The organism is Nostoc sp. (genome assembly GCF_036917095.1).
GTDB lineage: Bacteria > Cyanobacteriota > Cyanobacteriia > Cyanobacteriales > Nostocaceae > Nostoc.
The window spans coordinates 1-24,598 of sequence record NZ_JBALFH010000006.1 but is presented as its reverse complement, the minus strand read 5'-3'; the positions used below and the strand labels follow the sequence as shown (position 1 = coordinate 24,598).

The 24,598-nt window shown below is 43.9% G+C and carries 13 protein-coding genes; 5 read left to right on the top strand and 8 right to left on the bottom strand.

Going from position 1 to position 24,598, the window contains the following annotated elements:
• Window positions 1-215 precede the first annotated feature (215 nt).
• Together cruF and cruG are read left to right on the top strand one after the other, a co-directional pair.
• Window positions 216-1,127, top strand: a complete 912-nt coding sequence (cruF, locus tag V7L01_RS01485) for a gamma-carotene 1'-hydroxylase CruF (RefSeq protein ID WP_335031245.1) — start codon at window positions 216-218, stop codon at window positions 1,125-1,127.
• 194 nt (window positions 1,128-1,321) lie between these two features.
• A complete protein-coding gene (cruG, locus tag V7L01_RS01480) occupies window positions 1,322-2,551 on the top strand; it encodes a 2'-O-glycosyltransferase CruG (protein WP_335031243.1) in 1,230 nt (409 codons plus the stop codon).
• Between the two features lie 180 nt (window positions 2,552-2,731).
• Here cruG and rnhA read toward each other — a convergent pair whose 3' ends face one another.
• The 3 genes from rnhA to V7L01_RS01465 form a co-directional block, all read right to left on the bottom strand.
• A complete protein-coding gene (gene rnhA, locus V7L01_RS01475) occupies window positions 2,732-3,640 on the bottom strand; it encodes a ribonuclease HI (protein ID WP_335031241.1) in 909 nt (302 codons plus the stop codon).
• A 175-nt stretch (window positions 3,641-3,815) separates the two neighbouring features.
• Complete coding sequence (locus V7L01_RS01470) at window positions 3,816-6,014, bottom strand: CHASE2 domain-containing protein (protein ID WP_335031239.1); 2,199 nt, start codon at window positions 6,012-6,014, stop codon at window positions 3,816-3,818.
• Between the two features lie 197 nt (window positions 6,015-6,211).
• The gene (locus V7L01_RS01465) at window positions 6,212-6,496 is read right to left on the bottom strand and encodes a hypothetical protein (protein WP_335031237.1); all 285 of its coding nucleotides are present in this window, start codon (window positions 6,494-6,496) and stop codon (window positions 6,212-6,214) included.
• Between the two features lie 369 nt (window positions 6,497-6,865).
• Here V7L01_RS01465 and V7L01_RS01460 point away from each other — a divergent pair, with 369 nt between their 5' ends.
• Window positions 6,866-11,662: a PAS domain S-box protein gene (locus tag V7L01_RS01460; protein ID WP_335031235.1), complete on the top strand. Its 4,797-nt coding sequence runs from the start codon at window positions 6,866-6,868 to the stop codon at window positions 11,660-11,662.
• Here the strand turns inward: V7L01_RS01460 and uvsE are convergent.
• The 5 genes from uvsE to V7L01_RS01435 form a co-directional block, all read right to left on the bottom strand.
• On the bottom strand, window positions 11,659-12,609 hold the full coding sequence (gene uvsE, locus V7L01_RS01455; RefSeq protein ID WP_335031233.1) for a UV DNA damage repair endonuclease UvsE: 951 nt from the start codon (window positions 12,607-12,609) through the stop codon (window positions 11,659-11,661). The two genes, V7L01_RS01460 and uvsE, sit on opposite strands and share 4 nt — an antisense overlap.
• 805 nt (window positions 12,610-13,414) lie before the next feature.
• On the bottom strand, window positions 13,415-14,224 hold the full coding sequence (locus tag V7L01_RS01450) for a phytanoyl-CoA dioxygenase family protein (protein ID WP_335031231.1): 810 nt from the start codon (window positions 14,222-14,224) through the stop codon (window positions 13,415-13,417).
• A gap of 153 nt (window positions 14,225-14,377) precedes the next feature.
• Entirely contained in the window at window positions 14,378-14,776 is a 399-nt protein-coding gene (locus V7L01_RS01445; protein ID WP_335031229.1) for a signal peptidase I, read from the bottom strand.
• Window positions 14,766-15,845, bottom strand: coding sequence for a galactokinase (galK, locus tag V7L01_RS01440; RefSeq protein ID WP_335031227.1), 1,080 nt, complete (start codon window positions 15,843-15,845; stop codon window positions 14,766-14,768). The genes V7L01_RS01445 and galK overlap by 11 nt, the downstream gene beginning before the upstream one ends.
• Window positions 15,846-15,850: 5 nt before the next feature.
• Window positions 15,851-16,945 carry a M24 family metallopeptidase gene (locus V7L01_RS01435; RefSeq protein WP_335031225.1) on the bottom strand — a complete coding sequence of 365 codons (1,095 nt, stop codon included), beginning with the start codon at window positions 16,943-16,945 and terminating at the stop codon, window positions 15,851-15,853.
• 1,081 nt (window positions 16,946-18,026) lie between these two features.
• Here V7L01_RS01435 and V7L01_RS01430 point away from each other — a divergent pair.
• Together V7L01_RS01430 and V7L01_RS01425 are read left to right on the top strand one after the other, a co-directional pair.
• Complete coding sequence (locus V7L01_RS01430; protein ID WP_335031223.1) at window positions 18,027-23,435, top strand: trifunctional serine/threonine-protein kinase/ATP-binding protein/sensor histidine kinase; 5,409 nt, start codon at window positions 18,027-18,029, stop codon at window positions 23,433-23,435.
• A 75-nt stretch (window positions 23,436-23,510) separates the two neighbouring features.
• The coding region (locus V7L01_RS01425) for a protein kinase domain-containing protein (protein ID WP_335031221.1) at window positions 23,511-24,598 on the top strand (1,088 nt) is incomplete at its 3' end.

The following is a 24,598-nucleotide window of genomic DNA, read 5'->3' as shown; positions in this document are numbered from 1 at the left end:
CAGATGAAATTATGTAGATTTTGACTATATGGCTTAGACTAGTAAATCTATCATCATATTTTTATAGCTTCAATCAATAGGCTGTTATGCTCTTCCCAAGAAAGCCAAACAAGTTTGTAGAGAATTGCGGCCCAAAGTAGTTAAATATGTTGTTAAACATTTGTAAACTGTTAGCAGCCGAGTAGCCGCGTGTCACATCTTGTTAAGGAATTATCATGAGACAACTTGTTATTGCTGAACGCGTATGCCTCATTGGTCATATCGTGTCAAAAGCCTTTGGACTGGTAGGGATGCTACTGGTCGTACCTAATGCCGAAATACTTTTCAACTTATCGCAGGTTGGAGAAACTGCCGTACAGTTAAGTATGGCAGGTGGCGGTGTAGTTGATATCATCTTGGGGACAATAGCTGTCTCGATTTATGCCTACCGGACGTTAGGATTGGGAACTTGGCTAGCATTTATGCTGCCGGCTATGTTTATCTCCTTGGGGAGCGAACTACTGGGAACCAGCACAGGTTTTCCATTTGGTGATTATAGCTACTTGAGTGGCTTGGGTTATAAGATTGCGGGGCTAGTTCCTTTCACTATTCCTTTATCTTGGTTCTATGTTGGGCTGTCGTCTTATTTAATTGCGAGAACTGGTTTGAAAGTGGCTCAAAAACCCAGTTGGGGACGCCATATTGCGGCTATAGCCGTTGGTGCTTTGCTCTTCACTTGCTGGGATTTTGCCCTTGAGCCAGCTATGAGTCAAACTTCTCTGCCCTTCTGGTATTGGGAAAAACCAGGAGCTTTCTTTGGGACACCTTACCAGAACTATGCAGGTTGGTTTGGTACTAGCGCCCTGTTTATGAGCGTGGCAGGATTGTTGTGGAGAAACGCTTCGATTAAATTAGAGCGATCGCAACTCAATCTACCCTTAGTCGTTTATTTAACTAACTTTGCCTTCGCCGCCGGACTAAGCTTGGCCGCTGGGTTCTCTATCCCCGTGTTGCTTGGCTTAGTGCTAGGTGTAACTCCTGCTGTGGCGCTGTGGTTAAGCAGTTCAACCACACCTACTCAAGTTGCTGTTGAACCAGCAACCAAGGAAGTCTCAGTGGCAAGAAGCGTTAAAGTTGCCGTTAAATAAGTCCATAAATTAGTGAGTAGGGGAGTAGGGGAGTAAGGGAGGCAGGGAGCAGGGAGCAGGGAGCAGAGGGGAAAGAGGTAATTTTCATTTTCCCCCTTGCCCCCAGCCCGTCTCCCTCTTCTCCATACTTAATGACTAATGACAAATGACCAATGACTAATGACCAATGACTAATGACCAATGACTAATGACCAATGACTAATGACAACGCTTTAATGGTAGAAAGCGCCATCTCCCTTTTATTGCTACTTATCCAAGTACCAGCAACGGCAATTCTGTTTTCGCGCCTGCTAAAGGGGCCAAGACGCCTTCCTCCAATAGAACCGCAACAACCGACGCTGGAGCTTTTAGGTAAGGTTAGTGTCGTCGTTCCCACATTGAACGAGGCGCTTCGCATTAGCCCTCTATTAGCTGGTTTAAGTCAGCAAAGCTACGAAGTTCGGGAAATTATTGTTGTAGATAGCAAGTCTACTGATGGCACCCCCGACTTGGTAAAAGCTATACAGCAGAAAGATCCGCGCTTTCGCGTGATGACAGACGATCCCTTACCATCTGGTTGGGTGGGGCGTCCTTGGGCGTTGCATAACGGTTTTCTATATAGCTCAGAGGCTAGTCAGTGGTTTCTGGGACTGGATGCTGATATCCAGCCGCATCCTGGTTTGGTTGCTGGTTTGGTGAAGATGGCGGAAGCGCAAGGCTACGATCTAGTTTCCCTTTCACCCCAGTTCATCCTCAAATATCCTGGGGAATGCTGGCTACAACCTGCTTTGTTGATGACTCTGCTGTACCGATTTGACCCCGCTGGGATCAATACAGAACAGCCAGAACGGGTGATGGCAAATGGGCAGTGTTTTTTGTGCCGTCGCTCCGTTTTAGCTGCTGTGGGTGGCTATAGCAGTGCGAGTGGTTCTTTTTGTGATGATGTCACGCTGGCACGAAATATTGCTGTTCAAGGATATAAGGTGGGCTTTTTAGATGGAGCAAAGGTGCTGAAAGTACGGATGTATGAAGGGGCGATGGAGACGTGGAAGGAATGGGGGCGAAGCCTCGATCTCAAAGATGCAACTTCTCGTTCGCAGTTGTGGGGAGATTTATGGCTACTCACATCTGTTCAAGGTCTACCCCTTTTAATTGTCCTTGCTTTTTTGTTGATTTCTCCCCCACTCTCGTACTCGCTACAGACGCGATTAATCGCGTTACCCACTCCCCCACTTCTTCTGCTGGGACTGAATTTATTCTTGGTGGTGATTCGCTTTGCTATGCTATTTGCGATCGCACCTTCCTACGATCGCAAAAGTGCAAAAGGTAGCTGGTTATTCTGGCTTTCCCCTTTAGCCGATCCCCTAGCTGTGCTACGAATCTTCTTATCTGCGTTCCGCAAGCCACGCGAGTGGCGGGGACGGAAATATAGTGGTGAGTTATGAGTGGGGCATTCATTAGGCATTGGGCACGATCTATTAGTTCTTCTCCCTCATCTCCCCTGCTCCCCTGCTCCCCTGCTCCCTCATCTCCCCTGCTCCCCTACTCCCCTGCCCCCCTACTCCCCTGCTCCCCTGCTCCCCTGCTCCCCTGCTCCCCTGCCCCCTGCCCCCTGCCCCCTGCCCCTACTCCTCTTCACCTCCCACTCGATCCCCGCGTTCCAGTTCCCAAAGAATTTGATTTCCTTCACGGCGTACCCGTGACACTATCCAGTTTCGCCAGCGCCATTGATCTCCCCGACTGGTGACAGCACTGGCGTGGACATCCATCAAGTCTGCTAATTCAGAACTCGTGATTAAGTAGCCTTTTTCAGCAATTTCGTCAGCGATACGGAGAGTTTCGACCAAGCTGCGGAGTTGCGAAACCCTCATTTCTGGCGGTTTTTCATCGGTAGCGGACGCACTTGATCCAGTTGATGGTTCCATAACAGTTATTTCTGGTGCAGAAGTACTGACTTCTTGTGTATTTTGGTTAATTATTCTAGAATTTTTTTCAGAATCAGCTACTTTTGCTACATTTATTTCATTTTCGGAAGGTAAAGATTTATAAAAATTTGTCGGAGTCAATTGCTGTAGCGAAGGAATTTTGCCACTGGCATATGTGCGAGCGATCGCATCACAACGTTCGTTACCTATGTTACCAGAATGTCCCCTGACGTGTTGCCATTTTACCTGCTGCGTATTGAGTTCATCGAGAGTTTCCAAAAGCTCTTGGTTTTGGACGGGTTTTCCATCTGACTTTTTCCAGCCTTTATTTTTCCAGCCTTTCACCCACTTGGTAACGCAGTTAATCAGGTATTCGCTATCGGTATGAAGGATGATGGGTTGGGTTTGTTGAGATGTTTGCAGGAATTGGAGGGCGGCGATCGCAGCTTGCATCTCCATTTTATTATTAGTGGTATGAGGAGATGCATCGCCCATTTCGTGGATTGAGCCATCGCTGAAGTAGACGACAACTCCCCAACCGCCAGGGCCAGGGTTACCGGTGCAAGCACCATCGGTGTATATGCTTTGGATTGTGGGTTGAGTGGACATGGTTAGGGTATCGAACCGCAAAGGACGCTAAGGACGCTAAGGGAAGAGTGATTAGCAGCGAATTTTTTTAAAGAATATCCAGGCTATTATACTGGTTTGCACTCTAGCTAAGGTAACTAACGATGTGGGCTAAAGTTGTCCGTTAGTGTGCATATGCGATTTCTAATCGCCAGAGCTATATACGTTTCAAATCTTGTAAAACTGCGGCGGCTGATTGATAGCGATCGCTAAAATGATAGCAAACCATTTTATCTAAAATTGCCGCTAATTCTTCACTCACTTGCACCGTTTGCCGCCACATCACATTCCCCGTTTCTGGATCTGGGTGGAGGTCTTGCGGTGGTATCCCAGTTATGGCTTGAATGCCAATCATTCCTAAAGCGTAAATGTCACTGGATAAGCGGGGATGACCGGCAAATTGTTCTGGAGGTGCATAACCCCGCGTCCCGATGGCTACTGTGGCTAATTCTGTTTGCTCGCTATTCGGCGGTTGCATCAATTTGACAGCACCAAAGTCAATCAATACCAGCCGATTATCTTCAGCGCATCTAATAATATTAGCCGGTTTGATATCGCGATGAATCACTCGATGGTGGTGAACAAATTCTAGAACTTCTAAAACTTGTTTAAGCATCTCAATCGCAAATGATTCGTTCCGCACATTCTGCACTGGTGGTAATTCTTCACTTAGGGTATGTCCCTCGATATATTGTTGAATTAAATAGAATTCTTGGCCATCTTCAAAATAAGCAAGTAATTCGGGAATTTGATGATGTTTTCCCAAAGATTGTAATATTTCAGCTTCACTCTTAAATAACCTGCGAGCAACTTGCAAAAATCGTGTATCTTGACGGGCTGGCATTAACTTTTTAACTACACAAATAGGATTGCCCGGCCGTTGAGTATCCTGTGCTAAATAAGTGCGACCAAATCCACCTGCACCTAAAGTTTGAGAGATTTTGTAGCGTCCACCCAAAAGCAAATCACCAGATTTTATTTCACGTAAATCAATTGCGGGAGGAAAATCAACAGAGGAGTCGGGAAATGCTGTTTTATCTTCTAAGAGTACATTTAATTGGGCGATCGCTTCTTGTTGTTTTTCAACTTGCAGAATAATCACCTGAGTTTGCCGCTGATTTTGGTAACTAGTATAAGTAATCACACAGATGCTACTAATCGCCAAAGCCAGGGCAGAGGGAACTAATGGTATCCATCCGGCTTGAAAAAACAAAGCAACGCAGATTCCTACTAAGCCAAGTAGAGTTGTCGTTCCTACCACTAGCAAAAGCAACGGATTTTGCCACCGCCATGCTATAATTCCACCTAAAAGCGACCAGCCCCATACCCAAATAAGTTCCGCCCAGTCGGGCCAATACCAAATTAGAGGTCGCCCATCTAACACTGTACTGATGAGTTGACTTGCTATCTGTGCATGAATAAACAGAGCAGGCATTTTAGCTGGTCGATCTGGCAAACTGCTGTAAGGTGTATAAAAGCCACCTGGAGTTAGATTAGCTGCTGTGGTGCCAATAATTACAAGACGGTCTTTGAATAAATTGGGGTTGACTTGCCCGCTGAGGACTTGGGTAAGGGTTACTTCGTCGGCGAAACTATTGGGGTGACGGTAATTTAATAATATTTGATAGCCATTTGCATCCAGATGTTGGTAGCTACCAGAATTAGCTTGTAAACGCGGGAATAGGGTTTTACCTAACTGAAATTCTCCCTTATTTGCGAAGTCGTATTCAATGCCTTGTTTTTCCAGATAATTAATTGCTATTAGCGTACCAAATGCAAATGATGTCGTACATTTTTTGTCTGTAGATTTAGCAAATAATAAACTGCGGCGGAGAATTTGGTCGTTTTCATTGTCAGCAACCACATCGCTAAACCCAACATTATCTATAGGAAAATTGGATGGCGGTGGAATTTCATCTCTACCCAAGCTGCTGAACAAACAGGTGCTGACAATGTTATCTTGATTTTGGAGATTAGCCGCGAAATTGTTGTCTTCTGGTTGGAAAAGATATAAACCAACAATTCGCGGTTGATAAGACTCTATTTTCTTTAATAGCTGATTGATTGTACGATCTGATAGAGTCCATTTCTCTCGTTTGAGATCCTCTTCAGTAATTTTTACCAGCAAAATCCGCCGATCGGGTGCTTCGACTGGACGCGATCGCAGCATCTGGTCATAAACTCTTAACTCCCAAGGCTGTAACCATTTGAGTTCCCTAACTCCCCAAATAAAAGCGGTGACTCCTACACTGGTAACCAAAATAATTTGCAGCCAGCTTTTGCTCTTGGAGGTTTCACGGGAATCCTGAACTTTGACAAAGGGGACACGGAGTTTTTTTAATAGTCCACTAATCACAGCGTTGCGGCGATAGCCTGAATTGGGTAAATGTTGCAGGCAAAGTTAATTTTCGCAATTTAGGTTAAAAGCTAGTTAACCTAAGCTTTTATTAATGTAGCAATTTCCTCGCTAATTAAAGACTTTGGCGTATTACTACTCTTAAAGCAAGTTTTGGGGCAGCGTCAACCACAGAATAAGACAATCGCGCTATACGGCTAATTCTCTGTTTGAGATGTGTGAGCATCTTCAACAGGACTGGCAATTGGGAAAGAAATAGGATTAGTAGATGGGGTTAGTGAATCTAACTGGGGTTGTTCGAGTGATGCTTCGATACTCGGATCGTCAAAATAAGAACCAACGATTTTATCATAGTTAGAAGCAACAGCTAAAAAAGCGCCACCCAAAATATAGATAGGTAATGGCAAATTAAATTCTTGCAACCAGTCAAACAGTTCCGCCAAGGCAAACAGTACCAAAAAGCAGGCAAGCCAAACTTTCATATTTTCATCCATTAGATTGAAACAACTCTATTACTAGCTTAAATAGCTTGGATAATAGTTGATGTAACCAATTTACAACCTCTATAGCCCTAGATAGATGCAGTCAGAGTTATAACAGATGCTATATTCCAATATCTGGTATAAAAAAATATAGCTATTTATTCTTTCTCTCCTACACCCCGCACCCTTTTCTTGTAAAACTGGCGACGATATTAGGGGTTTCGTTCCACACATATAAACCGATGGAAAAACGGACGGACACGACCTTCCCCACTGGCTATCAAACAAAGTAAAGAGCTACTATCTCAAATGGGAGAACCCGGTAAGGGGCTTTTAGCCAGATACCTTCAAAAATGAGGAGCAGAGACTGTGACTGCTGAAGTTCCAGCAACTATCACCCAAGATGTTGAACAGGTCTTAGCTAGGATCGGCGATGCTTTTGTCACATTGGATCGTGAATGGCGCTACACCTACGTTAATGACAAGCTAGCTGAACTAGCTGGGATAAATCAAGAAGACTTCTTAGGCAAGAGTATTTGGGAGTTTCCTGATACAGCTAATAGCCGACTCTACACTGAATTGCACCGCGCTGTTGCCGAACAAGTTACAGTAAATTTTGAGTATTTCTATCCAAAATGGGATTGCTGGTTGGAAAACCGCGTTTATCCCTCAGAAACTGGCCTATCAATCTTAATTACAGATATTACTGAGCGCAAACGCAGCCAACAACTTCTAACTGCACAGTATGCGATCGCTCGCATTTTCTCTGAAGCTACCACGCTTGTGAATGCGGTTCCAGCTATTCTACAATCCTTGTGCGAAAGTTTAGGATGGCAAGCTGGTATTTTATGGAGTGTAGACGATGAAGCTAATGTTCTCCACCGCATGAGTACTTGGTATTCATCTGACTTGGAGAAAGAACCATTTAACCAGGACACAATTGCTTTTAGCGAAGGGTTAGCCGATCGAATTTGGGCCAGCGGTCAACCTGTTTGGATTTCAGAAACCCAAGACGAGAATTTTTTTGCCACCGCTATCGGATTCCCGATTCGGCTGGGTAATAAAATTTTAGGTGCGATCGAATTTTTCAGCGACGAAATTTCCGAACCTGACACTAATTTACTCCAAATGATGAGTGCGATCGCCACTCAAATTGGTCAGTTCATCGAGCAGCAGCGAACTTCGTCGTTACTACAAGAAAGCGAGGAAAAATATCGCCGGATTTTTCAAACCCCAGGTGTCTCGATTGGCGAGGAAGACTTTACCATTGTTAAAGATTTAATTGAGAACCTGAAAGCTCAAGAGGTTACAGATTTGCGTCAGTATTTGAGCCAAAAGCAGCAAGTAGAAGAAAACCTGCGCGATAGTGAAGCACGCTATCGTTCGCTGGCAGAGGCAAGCGCATCCATCGTCTGGAGTGCAGCACCTTGGGGCAACGTTGTTGAGGAGATTCCGACTTGGCAGGCGTTCACAGGGCAAAGTCCCGAACAATACAAAGGATGGGGTTGGGTTGAGGCACTGCACCCAGAAGATCGTTCCTCGATGGTGGCAATTTGGAAACAAGCATTTCCAACACGCAGGGTTGCAGTTGCCGAGTATCGTGTTTTGCGACATGACGGCGAATACCGTTACATGAATATACGCGGTGTGCCTATACTCGATGAAACAGGCGAAATCCGCGAATGGATAGGAATGTGCGTGGATATTACCGAACGCAAGCAAGCTGAGGCAGAACGCGAGCAACTGCTGGCACTACTGAAAACAGAACAGACTCGCTTGCTTGAAGCTAACGTTCTGCTTGATACCCTCTTCAATAACGCACCTATAGGTATTGGTCTATGGGATGAGAAATTAAGATACGTTCGATTGAATGACGCTTTAGCTGAGATTAATGGTTTTCCCCAAGAAGTGCATATCGGTAAGACTGTCGCCCAAGTGCTACCTGGGTTAGATTCTGCGGTTATGGAAGCTTTCCGCCATGTAGTCGAGACGGGAGAATCTATTACCCAAGAGACTAGTGGAGAGACACCCGCAGCGCCTGGAAAGCAGCGGTATTGGTCGGTAAATTATTATCCGATAAAACTACCCAATGAAATCACTTGGGCGGGTGCAATCTGCCAAGAAATCACCGATCGCAAACAGCTATTTCAACGGGAGCAAGCGGCTCGTGTTGAGGCTGAAACTGCCAGAGAGCAAGTTACCAAGATTTTGGAGAGGATCGCTGATGGCTTTCTCGCCTTTGACAGTGAGTGGCGCTTCACTTACCTCAATCATGAGGGAAGCAGAACTTTGGGGCGTTCCTGCGAGGATCTGCTCGGAAAAAATTTGTGGTCAGAGTTTCCAGAACTGGTTGATACAAGCTTTGGTCAACTTTATCAAAAGGCAGTTGCTCTAGGAATACCACTTGAGCTTGAAGATTATTACCCACCCTTTGATGCCTGGTTTGCGGTTCGCGCCTATCCTTCAACCACAGGGTTATCACTTTATTTCCGTAACATTAATGTACGCAAGCAGGCAGAAGCAAAACTGCGCGAGAGTGAGGCGTGTTTTCGGCTGCTGGCTGAGAATTCAACTGATATTATTTCCCGCCACAGAATAGATGGAACTCTTCTGTACATTTCACCAGCTTGCTACACAGTATTAGGGTATCAACCAGAGGAATTAGTAGGTAATCACAGCCAAGAGTTAGTTCACCCTGACGATTTGGCAGAGATTGTCAGGAATTATCCAGTCAATGCCGATTTACCAGATATTTATACTGTTACTCACCGCGCTCGTCACAAAGACGGACATTATATCTGGTTGGAAGCAACTATTCGAGCTATTCGCGATCGCCAAACCCAAGAAATTTTAGAAATGCAGGCGTCTTCGCGAGATATTACTGAGCGCAAACAGGTGGAGGAACAGCAGCGTTTCTTAGCTGAGGCTAGTGGGATTTTGGCTGCATCATTAGACTACGAGACAACCTTAGCCAGTTTGACGCGTTTAGCAGTGCCTGAAATAGCTGATTGGTGCTTAATTGATATTATTTGTGACAATCAATCAGTCCGCCGGGTTGCAGCAGCCCATGCCAATCCAGAGAAACAACAATTGGTAGAACAGTTACAAAATTATCCGCCTGATTTGACACAAAGAGAAGGTATTGCTGAGGTAATCCGGACAGGCAAATCACAAATTACTGATTTTATTTCTAACGAACTGATAGAAGCGGTAAGTCGCAATCCCAGTCATCTAAAAATTTTGCAAGAACTAAATCCGACATCTGGCATGAGTGTACCGCTGATAGTTCGGGGACGAGTCTTGGGAGTGATGATTTTGGTATCTTCTTCAGGTCGTCGCTATGATACCAAAAGCCTGATGTTAGCTGAGGAATTGGCAACTCGTGCAGCGATCGCTGTTGATAATGCCCGACTTTACACAGAAGCACAACAATCTCAACAGGCGGCAATTCGTGCAGCATCTCGCACTGCGCGTTTGCAAACCATCACTGCTGCGCTTTCGGAATCTCTAACTCCAACACAGGTTGCGGAAGTAATTGTAGAGCAAGGTATGGCAGCTTTGGGAGCTAGTTGTGCTTTAGTAGCATTACTGACTAAAAGCGGCACTGAACTAGAAATTGTTCGTGCAGTAGGTTATCAAGAGGAAATCCTAGATTCATGGCGGCGATTCTCGATTAATACATCCGCGCCACTGGCAGAAGCAGTACGAACCAAAAAGCCTATCTGGCAAGAGCCAACAGCAACAAGGGTAGCTCGTTACTCAAATCTTGCTAAGGAGTATGCTCAGAACAACTACGAAGCTTGGATTTCGATTCCATTGATCGTTGAAGCACGAGCCATAGGTGGAATATCTCTAGGTTTTGCGGAAATTCAGGAGTTTAACCAGGATGACCAAAGTTTCGTCTTGGCACTAACACAGCAGTGCGCTCAAGCGATGGAACGTGCCCGCCTATACGAGGCAGAGCAAACCGCACGGGAAGCAGCAGAAAATGCCAACCGGATTAAAGACGAGTTTCTTGCAGTCCTTTCTCATGAATTGCGATCGCCACTCAACCCAATTTTAGGATGGTCAAAGCTACTCCAAACTAAAAAACTTGATGAAAAGACAATTCCTCAAGCGCTGAAGACTATTGAGCGAAATGCTAAGTTACAAGCTCAACTGATTGAAGACTTGTTAGATATCTCCCGGATTTTACAAGGTAAACTGAGCCTGAATATCTATCCAGTTGATTTGGCATCTGTGATTTCGGCTGCAATGGAAACAGTGCGGCTGTCAGCAGAAGCTAAGTCAATTGAGATGCACATCCGCCTAGAACCAAATCTGGGGCAAGTTTTGGGTGACTCCAGCCGATTGCAGCAAATCGTTTGGAACTTGCTCTCAAATGCGGTTAAGTTTACACCTGCGGGGGGACGGGTTGATATTCGACTAGAAAAGGTACAGGGTATAGGGGACGTAGAGGGAACAGAAAATAGTCCCATGCTAAATCCTGTATTTTATGCTCAGATCGTAGTCAGCGACACTGGCAAAGGCATCGATCCTAATTTTCTGCCTTACGTGTTTGAATATTTTCGCCAAGAAAACAGCAGCACCACCAGAAAATTTGGTGGATTGGGGTTAGGGTTAGCGATCGTCCGTCGCTTAGTCGAATTGCATGGCGGGACAGTCCAGGTAGAAAGCGCGGGCGAAGATCGGGGGGCAACTTTTACCGTGAGACTGCCGCTGATTCAAAATCAATTAGAGATTAAACAGGACACCACTGACTCTGAGCCATCCTCAAATTTGAATGGTGTCAAAATTTTAGTAGTGGATGATGATGTAGATACGCGAGATTTTATTGCCTTCTTACTAGAGCAGTATGGGGCAAATGTCACAGCAGTAGCATCAGCAAATGAAGCACTAGCCGCTTTAGCCAAATCCTTGCCAGATATAATTTTAAGCGACATTGGGATGCCAGAAGTGGATGGATGTATGTTCATGCGACAGTTGAGAATGCTGCCAGCAGAGCAAGGAGGGCAAATTCGGGCGATCGCACTTACCGCCTATGCTGGAGAAATGAACGCCAAGCAGGTACTAAAAGCCGGATTTGACAAGCATCTTGCCAAACCAGTAGAGCCGACCGAGTTAGTAGAAGCGATCGCCAACTTAATCGCTGAAACCTGCCTTTAGGTGCTTATCTTTAACCACCAAGAGCGTAAGTGGGCGATCGCTTCTTGTTTTTGTTTGGCTTCAACTTCGATCCACGGTGCTTGGTGGTAGACGTTGGGCATATCGGTAATCAAGTCGCTGTGTTTTCTGTCATTGAAAGCTTGCTCGCCATTAGAAATATGGACTAATTGCCAATCTGGATTTGTCCAAGTTTCTCGTGCTGCGTAAAACATAGATGCTACACTCGGATCGTCGTAGCTATCTAAATTTTCGTGGCAAATATGGTGATGGGCATCAAATACCATCGGCACGCCAGCTTGCTGACATACTGCTAAAATTTCATCGGCGCTATAGGCGTATTCATCGTTTTCTAAAGTCAAGCGGCAAATGATATTTTCTGGTAGTTCGGAAATTACTTTTATTAGTTGTTCAGCCCGTTGAGATTTACCACCATGAATATTCATCAATGACCAAGGCGATCGCGGCAAGCCCAGTAAATCAAGTATACGTGCATGTCCTGCTAGATTATTGATACTTGCCTGTACCACTTCCGGAGAATCGGAACTCAACACTACATATTGATCTGGATGCAACACCATTCTGATGTTCAATGCATTGGCTCGTTGACCGATTGTTGCTAAATCAGCGCTCATTGCTTCTAATATATTTGCGCCGATTTCGTCTTCTAAGTCACTTAAGGGAAATAAAGCAGAAGACATCCGATACAGGTGAATAAAATTTAGCTGACAAAAGGAGAGGGCATCATGCAAGCGCTGTAAGTTATGCCGATACAGTTCACTCAGGGCACTTTGGCGATCGCTCAGAGAAAGTTTTAAGTATCTTGTGCGCGTCATTGTCCGAAAGCGCACTTGTTTGTCAGAGGTGATGCAAACTAGCCCTAAGTTGGGCAGCGTACTTTTTTGACACTGCTGTGCATTCGGTAAATTTTGAAACTCGATTACGCTCATTAACTAAATTTACTAACTGTTGCCTTAAGCCATTTTTTAATTTAAACAAGTTCTACCATTGACTTCCGAGTATCTAAAGAATGAAGTCTTATACCAATTCTTTCTGAAGCTGCATAGAATCCGATCCCCCCTAGCCCACGCCAGTCGCTCCACTTGGGGAGACCCCAAGACCGCGCTGGCTCCCCTTTTTAAGGGGGGAATTCAAAGTCCCCCAATTTATCGGGGGATTTAGGGGGATCAAGATATGTGCAACTTCACATTAAATTGGTATTAAGCCTTAAAGGTGTAAATGCTCGGTGCTTGTTGCTTAAGACTTACGTACTTATAGAGCGAGCAATTCTTCTTTTTAAGCCCATTTACACGGCGTTGCAAAATAGTGGAATGAATTGGGGCAACGCAACTCTAAAAAATAAATTATCCAATTTTTGGAATCAGGGGCTTCCAGTTAGGGACTTCCAAGAAATAAATTATCCAATCTTGTGGGGTGGACATCTTGTCCGCCTTTGACTATGGGCGGGCGAGACGCCCACCCCACAATAATAAATAGTTGTATATTTTTTTATTTGGGAGTCCCTTAAAAAAAACATCCAATCCTTGCGGGACGCTCTGCGAACTAGTGGTTAATCGCGTTAATTCTGCTGGGTGAATCAAATTTCAATTTCTCTTCTTTCTTCCTTCGTGTACTTCGCGCCTTCGCGGTTCGTTCTCTTACCCCTGAAAATTAATGCGATAGACCACTAGGGGCGCTAGGTCTTGCGCCCCTATCTCATACCTCACGAAAGCGAGAAGTGACTAATGTCAACTACTAATACTTGAAATTTACATAAGTTTCCAGTTTTTCTTTAGGTAACTGTTCAACTACCTGACACCGCAGCATCTGCCTTATCTCCATCGGTAGGCTCTCATAGTAGTCTTGTGGGAGAGTCAATTCTACTTTTGGTGTGTGCAACCAATGCATTGCATAGCCCATCACTACCATTGGTCTTGGCTGGTTTGTCCGATTTGGGGAACCCCGATGCAGTGCTAAAGGCGATCGCACCATCACGTCACCAGGCTGCATATAAAAAGATTCCATCGGAATTTCACCACTGGCAACCTTTTCTAATCCCTCTTCTCGCGGGATAACATGGGTTCCACGCGCCATTTGGAACGGCCCGTTTTCTGCGGTTACTTCCACCAGGGGAAAGTTAACTGCTAGGGCGTAAAGTGGGGTGACAATGCGATCGCTAAACAATGGGCGAAAGTCCCGATGGGTTTCCTGATAATCCGAACCCTGGAACGGGACATCAACTCCCATCTGAACCATCACGTATTCTTGGAAAAACACGCGTTCTAGGATACCCATAATCACTGGGTTGGCAAAAACTAACTCATTAGCGAATGGATAAATCCAAGGCAAGGTCAAATAGTAGCGGGAAATTTCACGAGGAGCCAACCCACCTGGTTGATTTTGACGCTCTCTAAATAACTTTTCAAAAGCTTGTGCCCACTCGTCAATTAATTTTTGCTCAAAAACACCGGGAATTACACAAATTCCGTCTTTATTTAGTTCTTCAGCAAATCGGTCTAGGTCGGTAGCTGAATATTTCGCTATACCGCCTATACTTTGAACCATCTTTTTTATCCTCTCCAACTTATAACTAGAGTCGTATTAATATCAGACCTCTAGGGTATTTTTTAATTGCTTGTCGATAGTAGCGCACTATTTTCAAAATTAGTGGCTGATACCAATTCTCTGCAACAATTAATTAAAATTATTTATGTCCAATTACTTAACAAACTGACTCTTTGACGCTTCAGGCAATGCAACACTATCGCCTGGCTTTGAGGGCCATCTGACAGTGAGAATAGTGCAGTCGGACTCAGCAACCCACCAATGGGACACACCCGCACACCAAAGAACGTAATCACCTTCACGAGTTAATAAAATTTCTCTATCTTCAAATTGCAGCCGAAATTCTCCGTGAATGAGAATTGAAAGCGTCGCAGCTTGGTTATTTACTGCCCATTCAGTTCTACTGTCACCTGCTTTGTGGACAGCCCATTTTACTTCTAGCATTTCCGTGGAACGCGGATCGTCTTCAGGGGTGATAAAGTGACCCATGAACCATCCCCAACGATTTACACCTTCAGCGGCTGCATTTCCATAAACAACTTTAGGCTGCATCACTTAACTCCAAAGAGGGAACCAAAATTTGCCCGTTGTAACCGGCTTGCTTGTATTGTTCAAGGATATGGGTTGCAATACTTCTGGCTTCACCAGCCGCAACCAAAGCTACACAAGCACCGCCAAAACCAGCACCTGTAAGTCTTGCACCAAATACTCCTGGAGTTTTTTGCAACAGTTCTACTAGAGTATCCAGCGCCGGTACAGACACTTCGTAATCGTCTCGCAAGCTGGCGTGGGATGCGTTCATTAATTCGCCAAAGCGCTCAGATGTTACTCCCTGCAATACTTCTAAGACGCGGTTATCTTCTGTAACTACATGACGGGCACGCCGCCGTAGAGGTTCGGGTAGCTTTTCTGTTACTTCAGCGTCAGTAATATCTCGCAGTGCCTTAACTCCTAGCGATCGCGCCGCCTCTTCACACTCAGCCCGGCGCTGGTTATAACCGCTAGTTGCCAGGGTGCGAGGTACACCGCTATCAATCACCAAAATCTCCGCTTTTTCAGGCAAAGGCATCACCCGGCGTTCTAAAGTCCGAGTATCTAAAAACAAGATATGCTCGGTATCAGCCAAACTAGAAGCCATCTGATCCATGATGCCGCACTGGACGCCAGCATAATGAATTTCTGCTTGCTGGGCGAATTGGGCAATTTCAACATCATCAATGGTCAGGTTCAAAAGTTGGCGTAATGCCCGCAGCGTTGCCACTTCCAAGGCTGCGCTGCTAGACAAACCCGAACCCATAGGAACCGATGATTTGACGTATACAGAAAGCGATGGTATTGTGTGTCCTGCTTTTTGCAAAATCTCAATACAACCAAAAATATAACTGGCAAATCCAGACGGGGAATGATTGTCTAAAATGCTCACTTGCTCGTTTAAATTTTCCGAGTAAAAGTGATGATGGCCATCGCTACTCAAACCTAGCTCTACCGTCGTAGATTGAGGAATCGCAGTTGGCAGAACGAAGCCATCGTTATAGTCAGTATGTTCGCCGAGTAAATTTACTCTTCCTGGCGCACTGGCTTGAGTTTCAGATGGTTTACCGAATACTTGTTGAAAATCCATAATTTTTAATTGTACAAAGGTACAGGGCGTAACCTTCCTTCTACCTCAACATTAGGAAAATTTTGATCGAAAGTCAGATTTTCCAACTTTCCATCCTTGAGAATCACAAAAGTATCTTCAATCTTTGCTCCTGGTAAACTGGGATTCCAAGCAAGAGCAATACCTTCTGTCAAAGTATCAGTAGTAGTTGGATTTGCCACGATTTCTCGCGCTAAATATCCAGTGGTTCCTCCTTGGTGGTGTTCGCGGATCGCATTGGGAAATCCATGCTGCTCATAAGCCTCAGCTAGGGCGTGATAAACTGCATCGAGACTGGTTCCGGGTTGGCACAAATTCAAAATTACTGCTTCTACTTCACGCACATGGGAATGCAATTCGGCCCGTTCGTCTGAAAGCTTACCAAAAGAAACAAATCGCGTCAGATTTGCATACAAACCGTAACCTCTAGCGCAAAACACCAGCATCGCTTGCTGCCCAATCTGTTCTCCGGTAGCTGTAGCATGACGGTATAGCGGTAAACGCCTTTCACCCGCTACCAGTGTCAGCGCTGGATGCAACCCTTTCGCCCATAAAGCCTCTGCACCCGCACCCGCTAATTGATATTCTGTCCAAGTTGGCTTGGCGGCTTTGAGTACCTCTGTCATTGCCTGACTAGCTTTTTGCCCAACTTGGCGATATCGCTCTAATTCACTTGACATCATTACCCGTTTATGATTTTGCAGAGATGGGGGTAACAGCTTTTCTGAATTGGAGATGGGGCGATCGCTAACTGCTATTCCACCGCCAATTACATCACGTACAAAAGACTCACGGGCAGCATAATCAGCCCAAGGGTTAACATACACCTTAAAATTAGCAGGTAGTTCTTCATCCTTAAGACGCTGCGCTTCAATTTCATCCGTCAATACCCAGGCATCTTCAGTAGTTACTAATACTTCTGCTACGCCAGTTTCAGCAGTCAGCAGCACGGTGTTAGAAGCGCCAGCCGTTGCCCAAGCAAACCAGTCTGTACCGCGCAAACGCACGCCTTGCACTTGCACTTCGGTTTCACGCAAGGTTTCCCTAATTAACTCTAGTTTTTTGGAAACTTCTTCATTCATACAAAATTAGTAACCACAGATGAATACAGACAATTATGAGATTCATCTGTGTTTATATGCGTATGTCTGTGGTTTGAAAAAAATGTGGCTAAGGTATTGTTTATTTTTTGGAATTCCCTAAATACCGCGTTATCGATGAAATGAAAGATGCGGGTGTAACGTTTTTGGGATGCTGCAATCACGCTGAGGCGAAATCCAAAAAATTGGAAAGCTAGGGACAAGGCGGGAATTGATACTATCCCTCACATGATTAAGCTTTTTCAGAATATTAAATAGAAGCTGATAATTACGCTTGTATATCTCAAGTTTAAGCTCACTCAATAATAATTCATTCTCAAGAGCTATGAAAGTAGCTTCTCTAAGCAGCTAAATTAAGAAGGAGAATACAATCACAAATAAGTAGTTAAACATAATTAATTACACAATGTCATTGCGAATGTAGCGTTCGCGGTCTATGGAATAAAGGATAAGTGGCTTTCAATTCTCGATCGACGAAGAACAGGAATTTCTCTTTTAGTTGCTACTATTATTTTGCTGAGTTATGCAGTAATTAGTGGAGATTGGGAAGATTATACTCAGCAGTTTTTCCACAAACTTTTGTTCACCTTATCAGTCTCGATTTCTGTTTGATGTGTTTAGTATTCCCGATTACTTGCTTATTTGATGATGATATGGCACGTCGAGGAATCAAGGATAGACGTATTTTTTGGGTAGTTGCTCTTTTTCTCTTGTTTGGGCCATTAGTATATCTGTTTTTACGTCCGTCATTACCAGAAACTTTTTTAAAAGAGTGTGACGACACAGTAAATAAAGTGAGTTCGACGAACCTCTCGGTGTCTTGAACTAAAGTTCAAGTCTGTCTCTCTCCGAGTCGGAGAGGGGCGGTTTTACCTAGTAAAATCAGGGAGAGGTGTTTTGATTTGGCTAATTAGACGGACACTATACGAACTGTCGAATTCACGTTAAATAGCTTGTTATAACATCTCTGAAACTCAGTTTGGATAAGTATTTGGCAAAAGACATCAAACTGGTGTTACTGATTTGGGAACACTAAATTCAGAAATCACCAGGGTTAAGCACTATGGTTAGCACTTTTGTCAGTATTCCCGGATATCGCATCTATGATTTACTCTACAATGGTTCGAGAACGATAGTTTATCGGGGATATCGAGAGGCTGACTCCTTACCGATAGCGATTAAACTGCTGAAAAATCCTTATCCGAGTTTGGGCGAACTCTTATCGTTTCGGAATCAATACACTATTGCTAAAAATCTTAACTCACCGCTAATTGTCCAAACCTACAGCCTCCAAGCTTACCAAAATGGCTATGGGTTGGTGATGGAAGATTTTGGAGGGATTTCTCTCAAGGATTGGAGAGTGAGGGTAAGGCGACAATCTATAAAGGAGTTTTTAGAAATAGCGATCGCACTCTGCAACACCTTAGATATATTGTATAACGGTCGCATTATTCATAAAGATATTAAACCTAGCAATATTTTAATTAACCCCGAAACTAAACAAGTTAAATTAATTGACTTTAGTATTGCATCCTTACTACCACGGGAAACTCAAACCCTAATGAATCCGAATGTGTTAGAAGGGACACTTAATTATATCTCTCCAGAACAAACAGGCAGAATGAATCGCGGGATTGATTACCGCAGTGACTTCTATTCTTTAGGTGTTACTTTTTACGAATTACTCGCAGGGCAATTACCATTTCCATCAAACGATCCGATGGAATTAGTGTATTCTCACATAGCTAAACCAGTACCTTTAATACATAAAATTAACCCACAAATTCCTGCTATACTCTCAGAAATCGTCATCAAATTGATGGCAAAAAATGTAGAAGACAGATATCAGAGTGCATTGGGACTGAAGTTTGATTTAGAAAATTGTTTAACTCAACTTCAAGAAACTGGTAAAATAAAAGGTTTTGAGATTGCGCGAAGGGATCTGTGCGATCGCTTCATCATTCCAGAAAAACTCTACGGTCGAAAAACCGAAGTATCAACCCTCCTGCAAGCATTTGAAAAAGTCAGCTTTGGGGCAACAGAAATGATGTTGGTAGCAGGTTTTTCTGGGATTGGGAAAACTGCTGTTGTGAATGAAGTTCATAAACCAATTGTCCGGCAACGCGGTTATTTTATTAAAGGGAAATATGACCAATTCCAGCGCAATATTCCTTTCAGCGCCTTTGTCCAAACCTTCCGAGACTTAATGGGGCAATTGCTCTGTGAATCAGATGCACAACTGCAAATCTGGAAAACCAAGATTCTGGAAACTGTTGGCGACAATGGACAAGTTTTGATTGACGTAATTCCAGAACTAGAACGGATTATTGGCGCTCAATCCGCAGCTACAGAAATATCAGCGACTGCTGCCCAAAATCGCTTCAATCTGCTGATGCAGAAATTTGTGCAAATCTTTACAAGCCAAGAACATCCCTTAGTGATGTTTTTAGATGATTTGCAGTGGGCAGATTCCGCATCGCTGAAATTGCTGCAAATGTTGATGCAAGACACAGAGTATTTATTGATATTGGGTGCCTATCGAGATAATGAAGTATCACCGATTCACCCCTTCATCTTGACTGTAAATGAGATCGTCAAAAATGGGGCAGTGGTCAATAAGATTGCACTGCAACCATTAAGTCAGCGAGATATGAATCAGTTGGTGGCAGATACGCTAAATTGCGAATTATTGCTTGCCCAACCTTTGACAGAACTGATTTATCAAAAAACTCAGGGTAATCCTTTTTTTGCTACCCAGTTTCTCAAGGCATTAAATGACGATAAGCTAATTATATTTGACTTAGAATTTCGCCATTGGCAGTGTGATATTGCTCAAGTCAGAGCCTTAGCAATTACTGATGATGTGGTGGAGTTTATGGCACTGCAATTGCAGAAATTGCCGAACCAAACTCAGAATATTCTCAAACTAGCAGCTTGTATTGGAGCGCAGTTTGATTTGAATACATTGGCAATTGTTTTAGAACAATCCCTAGAAGCAACGGCGGCTGATTTATGGAAAGCCTTGCAAGAAGGAATGATTATTCCGAATACGAAAATCTATAAGTTCTTTATTCAGTCTGACAGTGAGTCGGTTTCTGATGCAGCAGCTAATCCGATTTATCGGTTTTTACATGACAGGGTTCAACAAGCTGCTTACTCCCTGATTCCTGACGAGCAAAAGCAAGCAACCCATCTCAAAATTGGGCAGTTACTTCAGCAAAACTCCTCAGAAATAGAACGAGAAGAAAAACTGTTTGATATTGCCCTGCATTTGAACCAAGGACAGGCGTTAATTACTCAACAGCAGGAACGAGAAGCTTTAGCGCAACTCAACTTAAAAGCTGGTGGTAAAGCCAGAAGTTCAACTGCATACACCGCCGCCAGACTGTATCTACAAACTGGAATTGAGCTATTAGAGGTGGATTGTTGGCAACATCAGTATGAATTGACTCTGAATTTGTATGTCGCAGCTGCGGAAGCCAGTTATCTCAATGGTGACTTTGCGGGTATGGAACTCTTCGCAGCATCGGTATTGCAGCAAGCACAGACGATTTTGGACAAAGTGAAAATCTACGAAATTCAAATCGTGGCATTAGTGGCTCAGAGCCAAATTTTAGCAGCGATCGCAGTGGGAAGAGAGGCTCTAGCGCAATTGGGAGTAGAATTTCCGACGGAAGTAGACGAAGCTTTGATTGGCAACGCCTTACAAGAGCTTAAAGAGCAACTCCAAGATAGAGAGATTGCTGGGCTGATTGACTTGCCCGCGATGAGCGATCGCACCACCATCGCCGCAATGCAACTGTTAGGTATGTTGTTTCCACCAGTGTTACTGGGAATGCCAGGTTTAATCCCCTTGTTGAGCGCGACAATGGTGCGGTTATCGCTCCAATTTGGCAATGCCCCCACCTCAACGGCAGGGTATGCGATTCATGGCATAGTGCTGTGTGCCTTTTTGGGTGAAGTCGAAATCGGCTATGGGTTCGGTAGATTAGCGCTCTCGTTGCTAGAGAGGTTGAATGCTCAGGGTATGAAGTGCATCACTTTGAACCTGTTTGGCGCTTTCATCCAACATCGTCGGCAAGCCCTCTTGGTAACGCTACCAACGCTGAAAGAAAGCTACACGGCTGGTATGGAAACCGGTGATTTTCTCTACGCTGGCTACAGCATACAAGGGTACACTTATACGGCGTTGTTCGCCGGTGTAGACCTACACGCGTTGACTCCTGAATTATCTGCTTACAGTATTGCCCTGGCTCAGGTGAAACAAGATTCGGCACGTATTTATTTGGACATGGTGGGGCAAACAGTGCACCAATTGAGAGAAAGGATGAGCCAACCCGATTGCTTAATTGGCACGATCTACGATGAAACAGTGATGTTCCCCAAACACCAGCAGGATAGGGATCTCACGGCTTTCGCCTTTGCCTACAGCTACAAACTTCTGCTTGCCTATTCTTTTGGCAATTATCAGGCTGCCCTCGACTATATCACCCAAGGCAAGTCCTATTTGATGGCAGTATCAGGAATGCTTTTTATTCCCATCTTCCATTTCTATGCCGCCTTAACGCACCTGGCACTTGTTCCCACACAGCCACAAGAGCAAGCTGAAATTCTCGCCGAGGTAGAAACCCATCAAACAGTTCTGCACCAGTGGGCGGAAAATGCCCCGATGAATCACTTGCATAAATGGCATTTAATTGAGGCAGAAAAGTATCGGATTTTGGGCAACAAAGCAGAAGCGATCGCTCTTTACGATCGCGCCATTCAACTCGCCAAAGAAAACCAATTCCTTAACGAAGAAGCTTTAGCCAACGAACTCGCCGCCAAATTCTATCTCGATTGGGGCAAAGAAAAAATTGCCACCATTTACATGCAAGAAGCCTATTACTGTTACAGCCGATGGGGAGCCAAAGCCAAAGTTGTCGATCTAGAAACCCGCTATCCTCAACTACTCGTAGCAATTTTGCAGAAACAGCAACTATCTTTCACACCCACGGAAACGATTTCCTCTCACACCCTCCAAAGTTCCACTTTCGGTAATACTAGCTTCTCAGAAGCCCTGGATCTGGCGACCATTCTCAAAGCTTCTCAATCTCTGTCGAGTGAAATAGAGTTGGAGAAATTACTCTCAACCCTACTTGAGGTGATACTGGAAAGTGCGGGAGCGGATAAATGTGCGTTGCTGATGCCAAAAGGTTCATGCTGGGTAATTGAGGCATTATCCCAATTGGAACAGCCTAGCATTATCTTGCGATCGCTACCCATTGAAGATCGTCAAACAGTACCTGTTGCCCTAATCAATCGGGTGAAAAATACCCGCTCCTTGACTGTAATTGAGAATGCAGTAGTTGAGCCAACCCTTGCGGCCGATCCTTATATTCTGCGCCATTCACCCAAAAGTATTCTCTGTGCGCCAATTCTCAACCAAGGCAAGCTGATTGGCATTTTGTACCTGGAAAATAACCTAACGGTGGGAGCCTTTACTAGCGATCGCCTACAGGTTATCAAACTTCTCACTACTCAAGTAGCCATTTCTCTAGAAAACGCCCAACTTTATCATAAATTAGAGAACTATTCCCATAATTTGGAGCAAAAAGTAGAAGAACGCACCCAGGAAATAACAGAAAAAGCAACTCAGCTAGAAGCAACATTGGAAAAACTCTACTCGACTCAAGCCCAACTCATTCAATCAGAAAAAATGTCCGGTTTGGGACAGCTAGTTGCTGGAATAGCTCATGAAATTAATAATCCAATTAATTTTATCTATGGCAACTTACAACCAGCAAGTGAATATGTTGCATCTTTAATTGAATTAAATAATTTATATCAACGACTTTATCCGCAACCATTGCCAGAGATTGCCGAGAAAATTGCCGATATTGAACTAGAATTTCTGGTGAATGATTTACAAAATATCTTGTCATCGATGAGGGTTGGAGCAGATCGCATCCGTCAGATTGTGCTGTCACTGCGAAATTTTTCCCGCTTGGATGAATCAGAAATCAAACCAGTAGACATTCACTCTGGGATTGAGAGTACGCTGTTAATTTTGCAGCATCGACTTCAGAATAATAGTAAACATGCAGAGATTGCGCTCGTGAAAGAATACGAGCAATTACCTTTAGTTAATTGTTATGCATCGGCTCTGAATCAGGTATTTATGAATATTATCAATAATGCCATTGATGCTTTAGAAGTATCAGATACCAATTTCCAACCGACTATCACAATTCAGACGGAATTAAAAAAATCAAACATATTAATTCGCATTGCCGACAACGGTATAGGGATGAGCAAGTCTGTACAAAATAAGATATTTAATCCATTTTTTACGACGAAATCAGTAGGTAGTGGTACAGGGTTGGGATTATCAACTAGCTATTCAATTGTGGTCGAAAAACATGGGGGTCAGTTAAGCTGCATTTCCGCACCAGGACAGGGTGCAGAATTTTTCATTGAAATTCCGGTGTAAGATTCCACTCTTATTTATAAATAACTTGATATATCTGGGAACACTATATCTGTAAATCATTAGGATGAGCACAGTATGGTTAATACTCTTGTCAATATTCCTGGATATTGCATCAGCGAAGAACTCTACAATGGTTCCAGAACCGTAGTTTATCGAGGCTATCGAGAGACTGACTCATTACCTGTAGTGATTAAATTGCTGAAAAATCCTTATCCGAGTTTCAGCGAACTATTGTCGTTTCGCAATCAGTACACGATTACCAAAAATCTCAACTCTCCTTTAATTGTCCAAACCTACAGCCTCCAAGCCTACCAAAATGGCTATGCGCTGGTCATGGAAGACTTTGGGGGGATCTCCCTCAAGGAATGGGGAGTCAAGGTCAGGCGGCAATCTCTACAAGAGTTTTTAGTTATAGCGATCGCACTATGCAATGCCTTAGATATACTCTATCATCAGCGGATTATTCATAAAGATATCAAACCTGCCAATATTTTAATTAATCCCGAAACCAAACAAGTTAAATTAATTGATTTTAGTATTGCATCTTTACTACCACGAGAAACGCAAACACTAATCAATCCCAATGTATTAGAAGGGACACTTAGTTATATATCCCCAGAACAAACCGGCAGAATGAATCGGGGGATTGATTATCGAACTGATTTTTATTCTTTAGGTGTAGCTTTTTACGAGTTACTCACGGGAGAGTTACCATTTCAATCAAACGATCCAATGGAATTGGTACATTCTCATATTGCTAAACTTCCACCACTTTTAGGCAATAGAGAAGAGATTCCCCAAGTACTTTGTGATATCGTCATGAAATTGATGGCAAAAAATGCCGAAGACCGCTATCAAAGTGCTTTGGGATTGAAGTTTGATTTAGAAAATTGTTTATATCAACTACACGTTTCTGGTACAATAAAAGGTTTTGAGATTGGGCTTAGAGATGTTTGCGATCGCTTCATCATCCCTGATAAACTTTATGGCAGAGAAAACGAAGTAGAAAACCTACTGCAAGCATTTGAAAGAGTCAGCCTTGGTGCAACAGAAATGATGCTGGTAGCTGGGTTTTCGGGGATTGGGAAAACTGCGGTTGTCAACGAAGTTCATAAACCGATTGTGCGTCAACGCGGTTATTTTATCAAAGGGAAATATGACCA